Annotated in this window: 18 protein-coding genes and 1 tRNA gene; 15 read left to right on the top strand and 4 right to left on the bottom strand. The window is 68.6% G+C overall.

Features of this window, described 5'->3' with window-relative positions:
* Positions 1-110: 110 nt before the first annotated feature.
* The 4 genes from Pflav_RS32360 to Pflav_RS32345 are packed head-to-tail and all read left to right on the top strand — an operon-like array spanning position 111 to position 3,527.
* Complete coding sequence (locus Pflav_RS32360) at positions 111-632, top strand: hypothetical protein (RefSeq protein ID WP_173040589.1); 522 nt, start codon at positions 111-113, stop codon at positions 630-632.
* Positions 629-1,696: a peptidoglycan-binding protein gene (locus tag Pflav_RS32355; protein ID WP_197938798.1), complete on the top strand. Its 1,068-nt coding sequence runs from the start codon at positions 629-631 to the stop codon at positions 1,694-1,696. Before Pflav_RS32360 ends, Pflav_RS32355 begins: the two co-directional genes overlap by 4 nt.
* On the top strand, positions 1,693-2,346 hold the full coding sequence (locus Pflav_RS32350; RefSeq protein ID WP_173040588.1) for an ABC transporter ATP-binding protein: 654 nt from the start codon (positions 1,693-1,695) through the stop codon (positions 2,344-2,346). The genes Pflav_RS32355 and Pflav_RS32350 overlap by 4 nt, the downstream gene beginning before the upstream one ends.
* Entirely contained in the window at positions 2,343-3,527 is a 1,185-nt protein-coding gene (locus tag Pflav_RS32345) for an ABC transporter permease (RefSeq protein WP_232072159.1), read from the top strand. The genes Pflav_RS32350 and Pflav_RS32345 overlap by 4 nt, the downstream gene beginning before the upstream one ends.
* On the opposite strand, the gene Pflav_RS32340 is transcribed toward Pflav_RS32345, so the two are convergent.
* Together Pflav_RS32340 and Pflav_RS32335 are read right to left on the bottom strand one after the other, a co-directional pair.
* Complete coding sequence (locus tag Pflav_RS32340) at positions 3,528-4,685, bottom strand: sensor histidine kinase (RefSeq protein WP_173040587.1); 1,158 nt, start codon at positions 4,683-4,685, stop codon at positions 3,528-3,530.
* Positions 4,682-5,338: a response regulator transcription factor gene (locus tag Pflav_RS32335; protein WP_173040586.1), complete on the bottom strand. Its 657-nt coding sequence runs from the start codon at positions 5,336-5,338 to the stop codon at positions 4,682-4,684. Before Pflav_RS32335 ends, Pflav_RS32340 begins: the two co-directional genes overlap by 4 nt.
* A gap of 113 nt (positions 5,339-5,451) precedes the next feature.
* Here Pflav_RS32335 and Pflav_RS32330 point away from each other — a divergent pair, with 113 nt between their 5' ends.
* From Pflav_RS32330 to Pflav_RS32315, 4 genes are all read left to right on the top strand, one after another.
* Positions 5,452-5,985, top strand: coding sequence for a hypothetical protein (locus Pflav_RS32330; RefSeq protein WP_173040585.1), 534 nt, complete (start codon positions 5,452-5,454; stop codon positions 5,983-5,985).
* Positions 5,982-6,752: a peptidoglycan-binding domain-containing protein gene (locus Pflav_RS32325; protein WP_232072157.1), complete on the top strand. Its 771-nt coding sequence runs from the start codon at positions 5,982-5,984 to the stop codon at positions 6,750-6,752. Before Pflav_RS32330 ends, Pflav_RS32325 begins: the two co-directional genes overlap by 4 nt.
* Positions 6,753-7,013: 261 nt before the next feature.
* Positions 7,014-7,667: an ABC transporter ATP-binding protein gene (locus Pflav_RS32320; RefSeq protein WP_173040584.1), complete on the top strand. Its 654-nt coding sequence runs from the start codon at positions 7,014-7,016 to the stop codon at positions 7,665-7,667.
* The gene (locus tag Pflav_RS32315) at positions 7,664-8,851 is read left to right on the top strand and encodes an ABC transporter permease (RefSeq protein ID WP_232072155.1); all 1,188 of its coding nucleotides are present in this window, start codon (positions 7,664-7,666) and stop codon (positions 8,849-8,851) included. Before Pflav_RS32320 ends, Pflav_RS32315 begins: the two co-directional genes overlap by 4 nt.
* Positions 8,852-8,870: 19 nt before the next feature.
* Here the strand turns inward: Pflav_RS32315 and deoD are convergent, their stop codons facing one another.
* Positions 8,871-9,581 carry a purine-nucleoside phosphorylase gene (gene deoD / locus Pflav_RS32310; protein WP_173040583.1) on the bottom strand — a complete coding sequence of 237 codons (711 nt, stop codon included), beginning with the start codon at positions 9,579-9,581 and terminating at the stop codon, positions 8,871-8,873.
* Positions 9,582-9,647: 66 nt separating this feature from the next.
* Here deoD and Pflav_RS32305 point away from each other — a divergent pair.
* The 6 genes from Pflav_RS32305 to Pflav_RS32285 all read left to right on the top strand — a co-directional run bounded on the left by Pflav_RS32305 (position 9,648) and on the right by Pflav_RS32285 (position 14,248).
* Positions 9,648-9,734: transfer RNA gene (locus Pflav_RS32305), tRNA-Ser, on the top strand.
* Positions 9,735-10,547: 813 nt separating this feature from the next.
* Positions 10,548-11,102 carry a DUF4365 domain-containing protein gene (locus tag Pflav_RS49105; protein ID WP_173040582.1) on the top strand — a complete coding sequence of 185 codons (555 nt, stop codon included), beginning with the start codon at positions 10,548-10,550 and terminating at the stop codon, positions 11,100-11,102.
* 137 nt (positions 11,103-11,239) lie between these two features.
* A complete protein-coding gene (locus Pflav_RS32295) occupies positions 11,240-11,857 on the top strand; it encodes a hypothetical protein (RefSeq protein WP_173040581.1) in 618 nt (205 codons plus the stop codon).
* Positions 11,858-11,871: 14 nt separating this feature from the next.
* Entirely contained in the window at positions 11,872-12,111 is a 240-nt protein-coding gene (locus Pflav_RS44190; RefSeq protein WP_197938797.1) for a hypothetical protein, read from the top strand.
* A complete protein-coding gene (locus Pflav_RS32290; RefSeq protein WP_197939023.1) occupies positions 12,108-12,845 on the top strand; it encodes an McrB family protein in 738 nt (245 codons plus the stop codon). Before Pflav_RS44190 ends, Pflav_RS32290 begins: the two co-directional genes overlap by 4 nt.
* Entirely contained in the window at positions 12,842-14,248 is a 1,407-nt protein-coding gene (locus Pflav_RS32285) for a 5-methylcytosine restriction system specificity protein McrC (protein WP_173040580.1), read from the top strand. The genes Pflav_RS32290 and Pflav_RS32285 overlap by 4 nt, the downstream gene beginning before the upstream one ends.
* Here Pflav_RS32285 and Pflav_RS32280 read toward each other — a convergent pair.
* Positions 14,227-15,372, bottom strand: coding sequence for a DNA-methyltransferase (locus Pflav_RS32280; protein ID WP_173040579.1), 1,146 nt, complete (start codon positions 15,370-15,372; stop codon positions 14,227-14,229). The two genes, Pflav_RS32285 and Pflav_RS32280, sit on opposite strands and share 22 nt — an antisense overlap.
* A 242-nt stretch (positions 15,373-15,614) precedes the next feature.
* Here Pflav_RS32280 and Pflav_RS32275 point away from each other — a divergent pair, with 242 nt between their 5' ends.
* The gene (locus Pflav_RS32275) at positions 15,615-15,794 is read left to right on the top strand and encodes a coiled-coil domain-containing protein (RefSeq protein ID WP_173040578.1); all 180 of its coding nucleotides are present in this window, start codon (positions 15,615-15,617) and stop codon (positions 15,792-15,794) included.
* The last annotated feature ends 668 nt before the right edge of the window (positions 15,795-16,462 follow it).

Genomic DNA, 16,462 nt, shown 5'->3' with positions numbered 1-16,462 from the left:
GGTGCATGGCACCCGGATAAGGACGCCATAAGCATTCGCGCTGATGACGGTCTTACGGCCCGCGCGGTGGGATCCGAGCAACGAGAGAGGAGTGTGCCGAGATGAGAAGGATGCTCATCGCCGTACCTCTGCTGCTGCTTGCTGGGCTCACCGCCGCATGCGGCGGCAGCGATGCGGAGGGGCCGGACGTGGCGACCGTCGGCAACGGTGCCGCAGCGTCGGCGAGTGCCGATCCGAGCGCGCCGGCAGCCGACGACGCGGAGCGCAAGAATCAGTTCAATCAGTGCATGCGCGACGAAGGTATCGACGTCGTCGAAAACGGTCCTAACGGCGGGATGGAATTCCGGGACAACAAGGAGAAAGTGCGACAGGCGACGCAGAAGTGCAGGCAGTACTTGCCGAACGGCGGCGAACCGCCGCGGCTCTCGCCGGCGGACATCGAGCAGATGCGCGTGTACGCCCAGTGCATGCGCGAGAACGGCCTGCCCGCTTTCCCCGATCCTGATCCGGAGACCGGGCAGTTCTCGGGCGACAGCCTGCGGGAGGCCGGGGTCAAGAAAGACAAGGTGGCCGAGGTCGACGAGAAGTGCCGGGACAAGCTCCCGAGGGTGGAGAAGGGTGGCAGTAAGTGAAGCGCGGAGTGATCTTCTCCGGCGTGGCGCTGGTGGCGGTCGCGGCGGCGGGCGTGGCGGCCGTCGGACTCGGGGGCGACCGAGCTGACGGCACAGAGGAGCAGAGCACTCAGCCCGCCTCGACCATCCAGGTCACGCGGCAGACACTCGTACAGGCGACCACGGTCGAGGGCGAGCTGAGCCACGGTGACCCGGTACCGCTCGCGTCGCAGGCACAGGGGACGGTGACCTGGCTGCCTGCGGTCGGCGCCACGATCTCGCGTGGCCAAGCGCTCCTGCGCGCGGACGAGCGGCCGGTCGTACTGCTCTACGGCGCGCTGCCGATCTACCGGCCGCTCGCTTCCGGCGTGGAGGGCGCGGACGTCCAGCAGTTCGAGCAGAACCTGCGGGAGCTTGGCTACACCGGGTTCACGATCGACGACGAGTACACGAGCTCGACGGCGAACGCGGTAAAGCGCTGGCAGGACGACCTCGGCGTCACGGAGACCGGCACGGTCGACGGTTCATTGGTCGTGGTCGCCTCCGGGGCGGTACGGGTGGCCGAGCTGACCGGGCGGGTCGGCGCGCCGGCCGGCGGCGAGCTGTACACGTTCACCGGCACAACCCGCATCGTCACCGTTCCAGTGGACGCGGGTGAGGCTGGCTGGGCGGTCAAGAACGCCCCGGTCACGGTCACACTGCCGGACGGCAAGGAGGTCGCCGGCAAGGTCACCGCGGTGGGCACCGTGGCGGCCAGCGATGACAGCCAGGACGGGCCGCCCGGCTCGACCAGCACGGACGGTGCCCAGATCGAGGTGACGGTAGCGGTCGCCGACCAGCGGGCGCTTGGCTCGTTGCAGCAGACGCCGGTCGACGTGGCGTACGTGGCCGAGGAGCGCACGGACGTGCTGACCGTGCCGGTCGCCGCGCTGCTCGCGCTCGCCGAGGGCGGGTACGGCTTGGAGGTCGTCGAGGGCGGCGCCAGCCGGTACATCGCCGTGGACACGGGACTCTTCGCGGACGGGCGGGTCGAGGTCAGCGGCGGCGGGATCGCCGAGGGCATGACGGTGGGCCTGCCGAAATGATCGAGTTGGCGGAGGTTTCCAAGGTCTACCCGGGTGGCGTGACCGCGCTGGACGGCGTCTCGCTGGAGATCGTGGCTGGTGAGATGGTGGCCATCGTCGGGCCGTCCGGCTCGGGCAAGTCGACCATGCTGCACGTGATCGGCACGCTCGACCGTCCTACGGCGGGACGCGTACAGATCGACGGGCACGACGTCGCCCGGCTGTCCGACCGGCAGGTGTCCGCCCTGCGTACGTACCGGATCGGGTTCGTCTTCCAGCAGTTCCACCTCGCGGCCGGCGTGCCCGCGGTGGACAACGTGGCCGACGGCCTGCTCTACGCCGGGGTGCCGCTGCGCAAGCGGCGGCGGCACGCCCGGTCGGCGCTGGAGCGGGTGGGCCTGGCCCACCGGCTCGACCACCGACCGCACGAGCTGTCCGGCGGCGAGAAGCAGCGGGTCGCCATCGCGCGGGCGGTTGTGGGCGAGCCGGCGCTGCTGCTCGCCGACGAGCCGACCGGCAACCTGGACTCGGCCTCGGGTGCGGCGGTGATGGCGGTGCTGCGCGATCTGCACGGCACGGGTACCACCGTCGTGGTGATCACGCACGACCGCGATATCGCGGCCGCGCTGCCCCGGCAGGTGTACATGCGGGACGGAAGGATCGTGCCGTGAGGCCGGCGCGGTTGAGCCTGGCCGACGTGCTGCGCGTCGGTGGGGCAGGGCTGCGGACCCGGCCGCTGCGGGTGTTCCTCTCCGCGCTGGGCATCGCGATCGGCATCGCCGCGATGATCTCCGTGGTTGGTGTCTCGTCGTCGTCCCGGGCCGAGCTGGACCGTACGCTCGACCGGCTCGGCACCAACCTGCTCACCGTCGGTCCCGGCCAGACGCTCTTCGGCGATGACTCCCGCCTGCCCAAGGAGTCCCTGTCGATGGTCGCCCGGATCGGGCCGGTCGAGTCGGTGAGCGCGGTGGGCCGGGTGCGCGACACGGCGGTGTACCGCAACGAGCACATCCCACGCGGCCAGACCGGGAGCATCGCGGTCGTCGCCGCCCGGCTCGACCTGCTGGACACGGTCGCCACCGAGGTGGCGAGCGGCAGCTGGCTGACCTCGGCGACCAACGAGTACCCGGGTGTCGTGCTCGGTGCGACGGCCGCCCGCCGGCTGGACATCCGCGTGCCGGGGATACGGGTGTGGCTGGGCGGCAAGTGGTTCAGCGTGGTCGGCATCCTGCGGCCCGGGCAGCTCGCGCCCGAGCTGGATCAGGCGGCGATGGTCGGGTGGCCGGCCGCGGAGAGGTACCTGGCCTTCGACGGACACCCCACGATGATCTACACGCGGTCGCGGGAGTCGGCGGTCGAGGACGTGCGATCGGTACTGGCCGCGACGGCCAATCCCGAGCAGCCGAACGAGGTACAGGTCTCTCGACCCTCCGACGCGCTCGAGGCCCAGCGGGCCACCGACGCCACGCTCAACGCGCTGCTGCTCGGCCTCGGCGCGGTGGCATTGCTGGTCGGCGGCGTGGGTGTGGCCAACACGATGGTGATCTCGGTGCTGGAACGCCGGGCCGAGATCGGGCTGCGGCGGTCGCTGGGCGCCACCCGGGGGCAGATCCGGCTCCAGTTCCTGGCCGAGTCGCTGCTGCTCTCCGCGCTCGGCGGGCTGGGCGGCGTGGCGCTGGGCGTGGGGGTCACCGCGATCTACGCCGCGACGCAGGGCTGGCCCACGGTGGTACCGCCGCTGGCCACCGTGGGCGGGGTGGTGGCCACGCTGCTGATCGGCGCGGCCGCCGGCCTGTACCCGGCGGTCCGGGCGGCTCGCCTCTCGCCGACCGAGGCGCTGGCGGCGCCCTGATCAGGCACGATGTGGGAGGGCGACGGTGAACACCAGGCCGCCGCCCTCCCGCGGTACCGCCTGGATCTTGCCGGCGTGGGCGGTCGCCACCGCGCGGACGATCGACAGGCCCAGGCCGAAGCCCCGGCCGCCGTCGATCCGCTCCCGGTTGAGCCGGCGGAACGGCTGGAAGAGCGTCTCGACCTCGTACGCGGGCACGACCGGGCCGGTGTTGGTGACAGTGAGCACCGCCCACCCGTTCACCGTGTAGGTCGTGACGGCCAGCCAGCCGCCCGGGGCGTTGTGCCGTACGGCGTTCTCCACCAGGTTTTGCACGAGCCGCTCCAGCAGGATCGGGTCGCCGGCGGTGGGCGCCGGGCTCAGCTGCCGTAGTACCTCCAGGTCGGGTGCCTTGGTCTGGTCGAGCACGTGCCCCGCCACCTCGTACAGGTCCACCGGGGAGCGCTCGGCCACCTCGTTCTCCGCGTCGGCGAGCGTGAGCAGGCCGTCGATCAGCCGCTCGTGGCGCTCGTTGACGGTCAGTAGCGACTCCCCGAGCTGCCTGGTCTCGGTCGCGGCGCCGGGCCGGGTGACGGCCAGCTCGACGAGCGCCCGGTTGAGGGCGAGCGGGGTGCGCAGCTCGTGCGACGCGTTGGCCACGAAGCGCCGCTGGCCGTCGAACGAGCGGTCCAGCCGCTCCAGCATGACGTTGAACGTTTGGGCCAGCTCTGCGACCTCGTCGCGCGGTCCGCCCAGCGCGATCCGCTCGTGCAGCCCGATGCGCCCGCCGTCCGAGCCGGCGATACGACGGGCGGTGTCGGTGATCCGCTGTAGCGGCTGGAGCGCTCGCCCGGCCACCACCCAGCCGAAGGCGCCGGCGACAAGGCCCACGCCCAGCAGCGCGGTGCCGCCCTGGGTGAGCAGGGAGTTGAGCGCGTCGTCGCGCACGTTCTGGCGCGAGGTCAGTGCGTCCTCGATGGCCTGCGCCATCCCAGGGTTGTTGGGGAACAGTTCCGCCACCTGTTCCTTGCGGACGCCGATGTCGCCGAAGGCACCCAGGTTGCGGTCGAGGCGCTGCGCCATCAGCAGGTACGTCACGCCCAGCAGCAGCGCCCCGGCCAGGAAGAACAGCCCGCCGTAGAGCACGGTCAGCCGTACCCGGATCGTCCATCGGTTCATGGCACTCGGTACCCCACTCCCGGTACGGTCTCCACCACCTGCGGCTCGCCCAGCTTGCGGCGCAGCTTCATCACGGTCACGCGGACGACGTTGGTGAACGGGTCGATATTTTCGTCCCAGGCCTTCTCCAGCAGTTGCTCCGCCGAGACCACCCCGCCGCTGGCCCGCATCAGCTCGGTCAACACCGCGAACTCCTTGTTGGCCAGCGGCACGAAGCGCCCGTCCCGGTATACCTCGCGGCGGGCCGGGTCGAGCCGGATGCCGGCCCGCTCCAGCACGGGCGGCGTGGCCGGTCGGGCCCGGCGGCCCAGCGCGTGCACCCGCGCCGAGAGCTCGGCGAACGCGAACGGCTTGGTCAGGTAGTCGTCGGCACCGATGCCGAGGCCCGCGACCCGGTCACGGACACCGGTGGCGGCGGTCAGCATGAGCACGCGGGCCGCCGCCTCACTCGCGCTGATCGCGCGGCAGACGTCGTCGCCGTGCACGAGCGGCAGATCCCGATCGAGGACCACGACGTCGTACTCGTTCACCGGAATGCGCTCCAGGGCGGCGGCACCGTCGTAGACCACGTCCACCGCGAACGCTTCTCGCCGCAGCCACTCGGCGACCGCGTCGGCCAGCATCTTCTCGTCTTCGACCACCAGGATCCGCACCATCCCATGGTCACTCAGCCGTGGATAACGCCGGCGTTAACTCGTCGGGTTATGCCCGGGTTACTCCCTTCTCGGTTCACTCCTGGTGTTGCCTTCGACGAGGGAGACCATCGATGAGATTGCGTATCTGGCTGCCGCTCGCGGCCGTGGCGCTGGCCTTCGTATCCGCGTGTGGTGGTGGAGCGGACGCGGGCGGGGTGGCCACCGCCGGTGGCGGCGCGGCCGCGAGCCCGTCGGCGAGCGCCGACCCGGATCAGGGACGGAAGTTCGCCCAATGCATGCGGGACAATGGCATACCCGACTTTCCCGATCCTGGCCCCGACGGCCGGATCCTGGGGCAGGACTTCGACCGCAAGAAGCTCGCCTCTGACGCGGGCGTCAAGGCGTACCAGGCGTGCCGCGAGCTTGCGCCGAACGGCGGCGAGCGGACCGAGCTGGACCCGGCCCAGCAGGAGCAGTTGCGCGAGTGGGCCGAGTGCATGCGGGCCAACGGCATCGACATGCCCGACCCCAACCCCAACGACGGCGGGTTCCTGGGGCTCAACGGCGGCAAGCTGCCATTCGACCTGGACGATCCGAAGTTCCAGGCGGCCATGGAGGCGTGCGAGGACAAGTTCACTTTCCGGGGCAAGGGCGGTAGCCAGTGAGGGGCCGGACCGCGCTGCTTGCCGGTGGGGTGGTCCTCGTGGTGGCCTCGGGCGCCGCGGCGGCAGTGGGTTTCGGCGGCGCGGACGCCTCCACGCCACCACGCGGCGCGCTCCCGCCGGCGACCGCGAAGGTCGCGCGCGGCACGCTCATCCAGACCGAGACGGTGGACGGCACGCTCGGCTACGGCGACCCGGTCGCGATCAAGGCGAAGGGCACGGGCGGCACGCTCACCTGGCTCCCAGCCGAGGGCGCGACCCTCACCCGCGGCAAGCCGGTGTACGAAGTGGACGACGACCCGGTCGTACTCCTCTTTGGCTCGACCCCGCTCTACCGCCCGCTCACGACGGACGTGACCGGCGCGGACGTGGCGGAGTTCGAGAAGAACCTCGCCGCGCTCGGCTACGACGGGTTCACGGTTGACGACGAGTACACATCGGCGACGTCGGACGCGGTCGAGCGGTGGCAGGAGGACCTCGGCCGCGAGGAGACCGGCACCGTGGCGCCCGGCGAGGTCGTGGTGGCGCCGGGGGAGATCCGGGTGGCCGAGCTGAAGTTGGCCCAGGGCGACGCCGCCAGCGGGCCGGTATTGACGTACACGGGCACCACCCGCATCGTCACCGTCGCCCTCGAAGTCGACAAGCAGCAGCTGGTCAAGAAAGGGCTGGCGGCGACGGTCGAGCTGCCCGGGGTGTGCGGACCGCCGGCACTGTCGCCGAGGTCGGTACCGTCGCGGTCGCCAAGGAGGACAAGACCACCGTCGAGGTGACGGTCACGGTGGCCGACCAGAAGGCGCTCGGCACGCTCGACCAGGCGCCGGTGGACGTGATCCTCGAGTCCGACAAGCGCGAGAACGTGCTCACGGTGCCGCTCAACGCGCTCGTTGCGCTCGCCGAGGGCGGGTACGGCCTCCAGGTCGTCGAGGGCGGCACCACCCGGTACGTAGCGGTGGAGACCGGGATGTTCGCCGGCGGGAAGGTCGAGGTCTCCGGCGACGGCCTGGCCGAAGGGATGGTCGTGGGGTTCCCACGTGATTCAGCTCTCCTCGGTGTCCAAGGTCTATCCCGGCGGCGTGGCCGCGCTGCGCGACGTGTCGCTCTCGATCGCCGCAGGCGAGCTTGTCGCGATCGTCGGACCCTCCGGGTCCGGGAAATCCACCATGCTCAACCTGATCGGCACCCTCGACCGCCCGTCCTCAGGCACGGTCAGCATCGACGGGTACGAGGTATCCGCGCTCTCCGACCGTGAACTGTCCGCGCTGCGGGCCACCCGGATCGGCTTCGTGTTCCAGCAGTTCCACCTGGCCGCCGGGGTGTCCGCAGTGGACAACGTCGCGAACGGCCTGCTCTACGGCGGCGTTCGCATCGCCGAGCGCCGCCGCCGGGCCACGGCCGCGCTGGAGCGGGTGGGGTTGGGGCACCGCATGGGCCACGACCCGCACGAGCTTTCCGGCGGCGAGCGCCAGCGGGTGGCGATCGCGCGGGCGGTGGTGGGTGAGCCGGCGGTACTGCTGGCCGACGAGCCCACCGGCAACCTCGACTCCGTTTCGGGCGCGGCGGTGATGGCGCTGCTGCACGACCTGCACTCCACCGGTACCACCGTCGTGGTCATCACCCACGACCGGGACATCGCCGCGTCGCTGCCGCGGCAGGTGGCCATGCGTGACGGGCAGGTGCGGTCGTGAAGCCCGCGCGCCTGGCCTTCACCGACGTCCTGCGGGTGGGCGCGGCAGGCCTGCAAGCCCGGCCGATGCGGGTGTTCCTGTCCGCACTCGGCATCGCGATCGGCATCGCGGCCATGCTCGCGGTCGTCGGCATCTCCACGTCGTCCCGCGCCGAGCTGGACCGCACGCTGGACCGCCTTGGCACCAACCTGCTCACCGTCGGCCCTGGCCAGAGCCTCTTCGGGGAGGAATCCCACCTGCCCGACGAGGCGATCGAGATGATCGACCGGATCGAGCCGGTGGAGTCGGTGAGCGCGACCGGCAACATCGACGCGCAGGTGTACCGCACCGACCAGATCCCGACCACGCAGTCCGGCGGCATCGCGGTACGGGCCGCCCGTACCGACCTGCCTGACACGGTCGGTGCCACGGTGGCCAGCGGCGCGTGGCTCAACGACGCGACCGCCCGGTATCCCGCCGTCGTGCTCGGCTCCGCCGCAGCCGACCGTCTGGGCGTGGCCCTGGCCGGCCCGTCGGTGCAGGTGTGGCTGGGCGGGCAGTGGTTCACGGTTGTCGGCGTGCTCCAGCCGGTACCGCTCGCCGAGGAGCTGGACACGGCAGCCCTGGTCGGCTGGCCGGTCGCTGCGTCGGAGCTGGGCTTCGACGGGTACGCCACAACGGTCTACACCCGCACGGCGGAGTCGTCCGTGGAGGCGGTGCAGGGAGTACTCGCGGCCACCGCCAACCCGGAAAACCCGAACGAGGTCAAGGTCTCCAGGCCCTCCGACGCGCTAGCCGCCAAGCAGGCCACCGACGAGGCGCTGAACGGCCTGCTGCTCGGCCTGGGCGCGGTGGCCCTGCTAGTGGGCGGCGTGGGCGTGGCGAACACGATGGTCATCTCGGTGCTGGAACGCCGCGCCGAGATCGGCCTCCGTCGCTCCCTGGGCGCCACGCGTGGCCAGATCCGCATCCAGTTCCTGGCCGAGTCGCTGCTGCTCTCGGCACTGGGCGGCCTGGCCGGCGTGCTGCTGGGCGTGGCGGTCACGACGGTCTACGCCGCGACCCAGTCCTGGCCCACGGTGGTCCCGGTATGGGCAATGGGAGGCGGACTGGCCGCCACCCTGCTGATCGGCGCCCTAGCCGGCCTCTACCCCGCGGTGAGAGCCAGCCACCTAGCCCCCACGGAAGCCCTCTCCACCCCGTAGCCAACGCCCGCCCGGCGTGTCAGGCGGCGATCGCGGTTTCCAGGGCGATCTCGACCATTTCGGCGAACGTGCGCTCGCGCTCCTCGGCGGACGTACGTTCGCCGGTCTTGAGGTGGTCGCTGACCGTGAGGACGGTCAGGGCCCGCGCCTTGAATTTGGCGGCGATCGTGTACAGCGCGGCGGACTCCATCTCCACCGCGAGCACGCCGTAGTCGGCCAGGCGGTCGTAGAGGTCGGGGCGGTCGGTGTAGAAGGCGTCGGCGGCCAGGACCGAGCCGACCCGCATCTGGACGCCGCGGCGCTCGGCGATCTCGACGGCGGTGCGCAGGAGCCCGAAGTCGGCCACGGGCGCGTAGTCGATGAGGCCGTCGAAGCGGGCACGGTTCATGTTCGAGTCGGTGGCCGAACCGATGGCCGCGACCACGTCACGCACCTTCAGCGACTCGGTGAGCGCGCCGCACGACCCGACCCGGATGAGGGTGTTCACGCCGTACTCGTTGAGCAGCTCGTGGGCGTAGATCGACGCGGACGGCATGCCCATGCCCGAGCCTTGCACCGATAGGCGGACGCCCTTGTACGCCCCGGTGAAGCCGAACATGTTGCGGACCGTCGAGTAGCACTTGGCGTCCTCGAGGTAGTGCTCCGCGATCCACTTGGCCCGCAGCGGGTCGCCCGGCATCAGGACCCGCTCCGCGATCTCGCCCGGCTTGGCGCCGATGTGCGTACTCATGACGCCGATCTTGCCAGGCGGCATGCCGCCCCGAGGTGCCCCCACCGGTCGGGTACCCTTCTCGGCGGTGGTGTGTCCGAGTGGCCTAAGGAGCACGCCTCGAAAGCGTGTGAGGGTGCAAGCCCTCCGCGGGTTCAAATCCCGCCGCCACCGCTCTCAATCGCTGACGCCCGGCTGATCGCATGGTCGCCGGGCGTCTCTGTGTCCGGTCCTGGCTCGCTGTGTCCCCAGGGGCTGTCCACAGGGTGTGGATAGCACATGTGTACGACGGGGTAGGCAAGAGAGAGGCCCGGCAGCCAGCGGCGACTGGGCCTTCGAGAGAGCGGAGGTGCTGGGACGGCACTCGACCCCCTCCGCAACAGAGGTCAGCATCGCCAAGGCTGGGCGTCGGCCGAGCGAAGTCGCCGTGCGGAGCGATGGGAAACGCCGAAGTTGACGGCGTGACACTGGTTCACCGCCCATGGCCGATGAGATCGAGAGGATCGTGGCGGACTATCAGGCCGGCATGGAATGCATTCTCGTCGCCGCAAGTAAGGAGTCGCCGACAACACCGTCCTCGACCACTTGAGGGGCGCAGGCGTAGAGATCCGGTCGCGTGGACAGCTCTCCGCTGAGCAGGTGGCCGAGCTGCACCGGCTACACACCGAGGGCTTGAGTAACACCGAAATCGGATGCCGACTTGGGATCACTCGGCAGGGTGTCCCTGCGGTTGAGCCGAGCTCGTCGGAAGGATTGAGCGGTCGCGTCGGTGGTACGGCGTACCGTCTCGCCATGACCACCTCCGACGACGCACCGGTACGCAAGCGTCTACGTCGGCCACGGCTCGGAGCGGGCTGGAGTCAACGCGGTTCGCGCGTTGCTGGAGCGTCATGGCCTTGTGGTCGACTAGGTGGACGGGCGATCGGACTACGGCCGTGATCTCAACGTCGACATCGCCCTCGGCGGTCAGATCACGGTGGCATCGGCGTGCAGGTGAAGAGCGGACCTACTTATCGTCGGCAGGGGAGGTGGATCGTTCCCGTGACTCCCGTTGATTGGCAGTACTGGCGCTCCTCCACGGTCCCGATCATCGGCGTAGTCTACGACCCAGCCGAGGATGTCATTCGCTGGTGCAACTTGAGCCGGCTCGCCAGGGCACGCGTTATCGCGGGCGATGAGAGTTTCGATCCTGGCTTGCAGTCGGACCATCAGACCGAGGTGTCGGTCACTGCCGTGCTGGACGATGACTCGTTTAGTGCGTTCATCGACTACGCGGCCAGGTATCTCGACGCAACAGCAGACGCCGCCTACCTTCTCCTGGTCGATCCCGAGGATGCCATATCCGGTGCCGAGGCGTCGGGAACTGCTGGACGCTCGGTCGGCACGACCCCCGGCCGCCGATCCTCCTGCGCCACGTGTTGCCCTCGATGGAAGGGCCGGAGCTTCTCGCTGCCCTCAACGTGCTTGCGCACGCCGCGTCGCATCCAGACATCCTCCGGACCCGCCAGAACTGGATCTCGCCGCCTGTCGAGGAGGCGGTGAGGCCGTCCTTCCGGTGGTCCGCGGACGAGGTCCTGACGATCGTTGATCGCTTCTCATCTGGCTCCAATACCTCGCCCGCGAGCCGCGGGAGGAGGTTCTCCCGGTAGATGTCAGTCGTGACTACTACGCTGACCGCTGTGCCTGAAGATGCGCTTGTGCCGACGCACGTCCTGACGAAGGATGCCGTGCGCTGGAGTATCGACACACTCGGGGCGCAACGCCTCCACCCAACGTTCGTCATGTACCTGTACCTGCGTAAGCAGCATCTGGCTGGGGCGTTGGCCGAGGCCTCGGCATCGTCGGACGAACTCCTTGGCCTCATCAGGATGCCTGGCCACCCGACGAAGCCCTATTACTTCCCACTCATCGACCGGGGAAGGCGTACGGGCAAGCCGCTATCGACCTTCTGGCGTGCGACGAATATTCCGGGGAGCTGGTCACCGACCTCGATCCGGCGAGGGGCTCCGTGGCTGACGGAAGACCGACAATACGTGATGCCTGATAACCACGTCGACCTCGCGTTGCAACAGATGTTGTACAACAAGCCGGTCTCAGCTCTGGCGCTTGGCGCGTACTTCCTTCGCAACGATGGCTTCGTGTTGACCGGCGAGCCGACCGCCGAGGACGTCATCAGCGGCTTCCGCTCCAAGTTCGACTACCCGCCGGAGACCGACGACGAGTTCGCGCGCCTCTTCTCCCCGGCGTGCCCGAGGTGTCGTTTGACTGGTTCGAGCCGGTGTCGTCCGGCACGCTGATGGGGAGCCGGCCGATGCTTGAGCAGCTGGTACCTGGCGTCAGAACTCTGACGGCAGATGACCTCGATGTCGGGGTGCAGGCGGCGGCTGCGGCCAGTCATGCTTCCTCGTCGCCGGACACGCCGGACATCCCTGCCGATCACCCGATGATCCAGGAGATCACCCGGCTGGCGAAGATCTCCGGTGGCGTCATCCTCTCCGGGCCCCGGGTACCTCGAAGTCCTTCTTCGCGGCCGCAGCAGCCCAGGTCATGACCGGTGGTGACAAGCGGCGCTACCGGTTCGTCCAGTTCCATGCGAGCTACCAGTACGAAGACTTCATGCTCGGGTTTCGCCCGAAGGACGAGGGTGGGTTCGCCTACAAGGAGGGGCCGTTTCTCAAGCTCGTCCTCGACGCGGACACCGACCCGGACAACACCTACGTCCTGGTCATCGACGAACTGTCGCGAGCCGACGTGGGCAGGGTATTCGGTGAGGCGCTGACCTATGTCGAGCGAACGAAGCGTGAGCTTCCCTTCACCATCGCCAACGGCAACGAGATCAAGGTCCCGTCCAACTTCGTCATTCTGGCAACCATGAACCCCTTCGACCGTGGCGTGGACGAAGTCGACGCCGCCTTTGAGCGCCGCTTCGCCAAGGTCACGATGGATCCGGACAAGGATCTGCTGGATGAGATCCTGACTGACAACGGCATGGACGACGCCCTCAAGAACAGGGTCCTGGGGTGGTTCAGTCGGATCAATGGGCTGGCCAACAGGAACGCGGCGGCAGCAGTCGGGCACGCCTACTTCTCGACGGCCAGCGACGAAGCCAGCCTCAAGGACATCTGGGACTACCAGCTCAGGTACGTGGTGCAGCGAGCGTTCCGGCGCGACCAGAACACCCGTGCCGATCTTGAGACCGCCTGGAACCACATCTTTGTCTTGCCCGAGCCTCAGACCCCGGAGTCGAGCGAGACACCACCCCCTGAGCCTGGGGCCACGACATGACCGAAGTTCGCGACCGCGTCCTGGTGATCGACTGTGTCGAGTACGACCACATCGACGTCGACGCGAGCCTGTGGCTGAGCGAGGGTCACGAGACACAGTTCAACTCGGAGATCGACGGCCGCGACATCCTCCGCGCCAACTTCAAGAAGGGCGTCCTGCGGTTGCAGGCCACGTCGTATGTGGGCGTGATCCCGATCAACGATCGCGTCGTCGTCCGAGTGAAGCCACGAGTCCCCATCGCCAACCTCACGCGCATGGTGCGCGACACCGGCCACAACGTCCTGGCGCTCGCGACGCTGGACCGGGAGTACTCAGGTCGCGGGACCGCCGATGACTGGGCGATGGACATCTACACTGACGCGCTCCTCGACTACGTTGATGAGCTGCTCGACGCCGGCCTGCTCCGTGCCTATGAGCGACGTGAGGGAGAAGGGCACTTCCCGCATGGACGTATCGACGTCACGCGCACCATGCAGCGGTTCGCGGCTCGGGGCGTCCCGAACAAGGCGGCCTACTCCTGGTTTGAGCGCACGGTCGACACACCGGCGAACCGCTGCGTGAAGGCCGCGATGGATGTCATTCACGGGCACCTGTCGAAGACGAGGTCGAAGCCTCGCAAGGGCGACCGCGCGAAACTGGCGCGGCTCGCTGGACACTTCCATGCCTTCGAGGAAGTGGCCGAGGACCCCGACTACCGCTTCCTGGACGATCCGCAGGTACTCGGCCTGATCCCACTCCCGGATCCGCGCTCCTACTACCGGCCGGTGCTCGATCTCTCGATCGTGATCCTGCAAGGCGTCGGGATCGCGCTGGAACTGGGCGGCAGCGACGTGCGGCTCCGATCGCTCCTGATCGACACCAACAAGTTGTTCGAGAACTTCGTACGGGTGAGCTTGGCGAAGCACGCCGCGACGAACGGCTGGCCTGCCGAGGTTGTCGACGGAAACACGGATGCCGGACGGATCGACCTGTACGACGTGCCCAATCCGCTTCCGGCGCCGTTCGGCACGCCGATGGCCGCGCTCGCAAGCCGGGATCCGGGCAAGGCGCAGCCTGACGTGGTTCTCAAGACGCTCGACAGCTCGTTCCCGCTGATCGCCGAGGTCAAGAACACGATCCATGGCATGAACGCCGACACGGACACGCTGCCCGAGCGGGGTGAGGTGGAGCAGGCCGTCACGTACGCGCTTCGCTACGACCTGCCATTCACCCTTCTGATCCACCCGTGGATCAAGGGAACGAAGGGTCTCGTCTATGTGGGCCGCGTGCGTTCGGTCGATGTCTACGACTACCGACTCGATCTGTCGTCAGACGCCGGGGTCGATGCCGCCCTCGCCGACATGGCGAGTGTCGTAGCTGGCCTTGCAGGTCTCGACGTAACTCAGGCGCCGACCTCCGGCTGATCCATCCAGTTGACGAGGTCGACGCCGATCGCGTCCCGACCCTCCTCGATGGCTGTCTTGAGAGTGGTCCCGGTGCCGGCGAAGGGGTCGAGCACGACGCCACGAGCGGGCGTGCCGTGGCCGCAGTCAGTCCAGCCGACGGTGCGCTTCTTGGCGAAGGTGAACTCACGGAAGTAGCCGCCGAGCGCCACCTTTGCCTCGGCAGCCAGACGCTGCACTTCCAGGCTGTTGCGACCGGTGCCGTTCTGGAACTTGGTGGCCTTGCCGACGTCGGAAACACCGAATGCCTGGATGGCTCGGATGTGCTCGGGAGTCAGGCCCTTCTCCTTGGCCAGCTCCATCGCGCGCTTCGCCTGGGGGCGTGACGGGTCGAGCTCAGCGGTCCGCTCGATCACGCGGCGACGGGGCACCGCGCAGGTCGTGCAGACCTGGGGTGGGGCAGCGAGGGTGATAGCGCGCTTGACGAGCTCGCGCGGGTAGGGCGCGAGGTGAGCACCCATGTTCCGCTCCGGGTTGATCGTCCAAACGTCGCCCGGGTTCGCGCCGTTACCGAACGCCTCGGAGTAGCCCACCAGGTCGTAGTAGTACGTGGGCTTATAGGTCAGGTGGATGACGTACTCGTGGCGGTTGGCCAGCCGGTTCTTCACGGGGTCGGGCATGCCCGAATCCTTGGCCCAGATGATCCGGTTGCGGATGAGCCAGTCGCCCTTCGCGGCCTGCCACTCGATCTGGCCGGGGATGCCGAGGAGGGACTTGTTGAAGTAGGTGTCGCCGACGTTGAGGAAGACGGAGCCGTGCGGACGGAGGACACGCTTCCACTCGTCCAGGCACTCCATGATGGACGCAACGTAGGCGTCCGGTGTCGGCTCCAGGCCGATCTGATCGGAGTGGCCGTAGTCGCGCTTGTTCCAGTACGGGGGCGAGGTCACGATCAGGTCGACGGAGTCGTCCTCCAGGCCTGTCTTGCGGGCATCGCCAGGCGTGAACGTGAGGCTCGGCTCCAGCAGATCCTGCTCCCAATCCGAGAGCTGGCTGACGGTGACAGTACCGAGCTTGGCGCGAGCTGCGGCAGGCTCCGAATCTGCTTGCCGCACTTCGGCGGCACGCTTGGCGGGTCGGCTCATAGGGAGGCGCTTCCCTTCGTCGTACGTCGTAGTCTTCGCGAGGCTGGACGTTAGCGGTGAGGACCGACAGAACCGGCATTCGCGCAGGTCAGTAGGCCTACGGGACCATTCATATCGAGAAAACGGAGGGTCGTCGAGCACCGCGTCGGCGTGGCGCGGAAAGTATCACGAGCCAGTACGTCTTCAGCTTGAGAGGATGGGCTGAGTAAGGGGCGCCGTCCACTGTGGCGGTTGTGGCTGGCATGATCTTGGCTCTTCACTCGGTCCCGCAGCTTGACTCGGTTGAGCAGCTTGTGGCGGTGGTGGCTGAGCTGCGGGCTGAGGTTGAGCGGCTGCGGGTGGACAACTCGCGGCTGCGGGCCGAGAATGCCGAACTGCGGCATCGGCTGGGGTTGAACTCGCAGCGGCCGGCGGCGGGGTAAGCAGGCGGGGGCGTCGGGGTCGACGCTGGAGTTGGTCGCGGACCCCGATCAGGTGGTGGAGCATCGGCCGGATCAGTGTGCCGGCCCTGCCGGTGGCGCTGACCTGTCCGAGGGTCGTGAGTATGGGCGGCAGCGGCGGCAGGTGGTTGAGTTGCCCGTGCGCGGCCGGTGGTCACCCAGCATCAGCTGATCGCGGTCGAGTGTGCCGGGTGTGGGCGGGTCACTGTCCCGCAGGGCGCGTCCGGGCGGGTGCAGTACGGCGTGAACGTCGAGGCCGCCCCCGTCTATGCCCGGGCCGTGCAGTTCCTGCCGTATGGGCGGGTGGCTGGGTTGATGGGCGATCTGCTCGGGGTGCGGGTGTCGGTGAGCGCGGCAACCGGGCCGTCTATTGGGTCGAACGCCGGGACGACTAAAGACAGGGGTTGGAACATCTCGGGTCTTCGGCATCTCGGCAAGACAAGCCACCTACCTGGGAAACACCCTGCCGAGGTGAGATCCATAGAGAATCGTCAATCTTGGCGTCTCGGTACCCCTTTTGTCGAGATGAAGTCCGTTTGTCGAGATGGGTTCGGGTCGGCAGGGGTTCATCTCGACAGACATCTGACCTGGTCAGATGCACCTTTACCGAGATGCTGAAGACCCCGAGATGTTCCGTTCCTGTCTACAAG

This window comes from Phytohabitans flavus (assembly GCF_011764545.1).
Taxonomy (GTDB): domain Bacteria; phylum Actinomycetota; class Actinomycetes; order Mycobacteriales; family Micromonosporaceae; genus Phytohabitans; species Phytohabitans flavus.
This window is presented reverse-complemented; position numbering and strand designations above follow the sequence as displayed.

Coding starts and splice junctions, on each gene's coding strand:
- Pflav_RS32360 (WP_173040589.1), top strand. CDS start 111: ATGCTCATCGCCGTACCTCTGCTGCTGCTTGCTGGGCTCACCGCCGCA.
- Pflav_RS32350 (WP_173040588.1), top strand. CDS start 1,693: ATGATCGAGTTGGCGGAGGTTTCCAAGGTCTACCCGGGTGGCGTGACC.
- Pflav_RS32340 (WP_173040587.1), bottom strand. CDS start 4,685: ATGAACCGATGGACGATCCGGGTACGGCTGACCGTGCTCTACGGCGGG.
- Pflav_RS32330 (WP_173040585.1), top strand. CDS start 5,452: ATGAGATTGCGTATCTGGCTGCCGCTCGCGGCCGTGGCGCTGGCCTTC.
- deoD (WP_173040583.1), bottom strand. CDS start 9,581: ATGAGTACGCACATCGGCGCCAAGCCGGGCGAGATCGCGGAGCGGGTC.
- Pflav_RS44190 (WP_197938797.1), top strand. CDS start 11,872: ATGCTTGAGCAGCTGGTACCTGGCGTCAGAACTCTGACGGCAGATGAC.
- Pflav_RS32290 (WP_197939023.1), top strand. CDS start 12,108: ATGACCGGTGGTGACAAGCGGCGCTACCGGTTCGTCCAGTTCCATGCG.
- Pflav_RS32285 (WP_173040580.1), top strand. CDS start 12,842: ATGACCGAAGTTCGCGACCGCGTCCTGGTGATCGACTGTGTCGAGTAC.
- Pflav_RS32280 (WP_173040579.1), bottom strand. CDS start 15,372: ATGAGCCGACCCGCCAAGCGTGCCGCCGAAGTGCGGCAAGCAGATTCG.
- Pflav_RS32275 (WP_173040578.1), top strand. CDS start 15,615: ATGATCTTGGCTCTTCACTCGGTCCCGCAGCTTGACTCGGTTGAGCAG.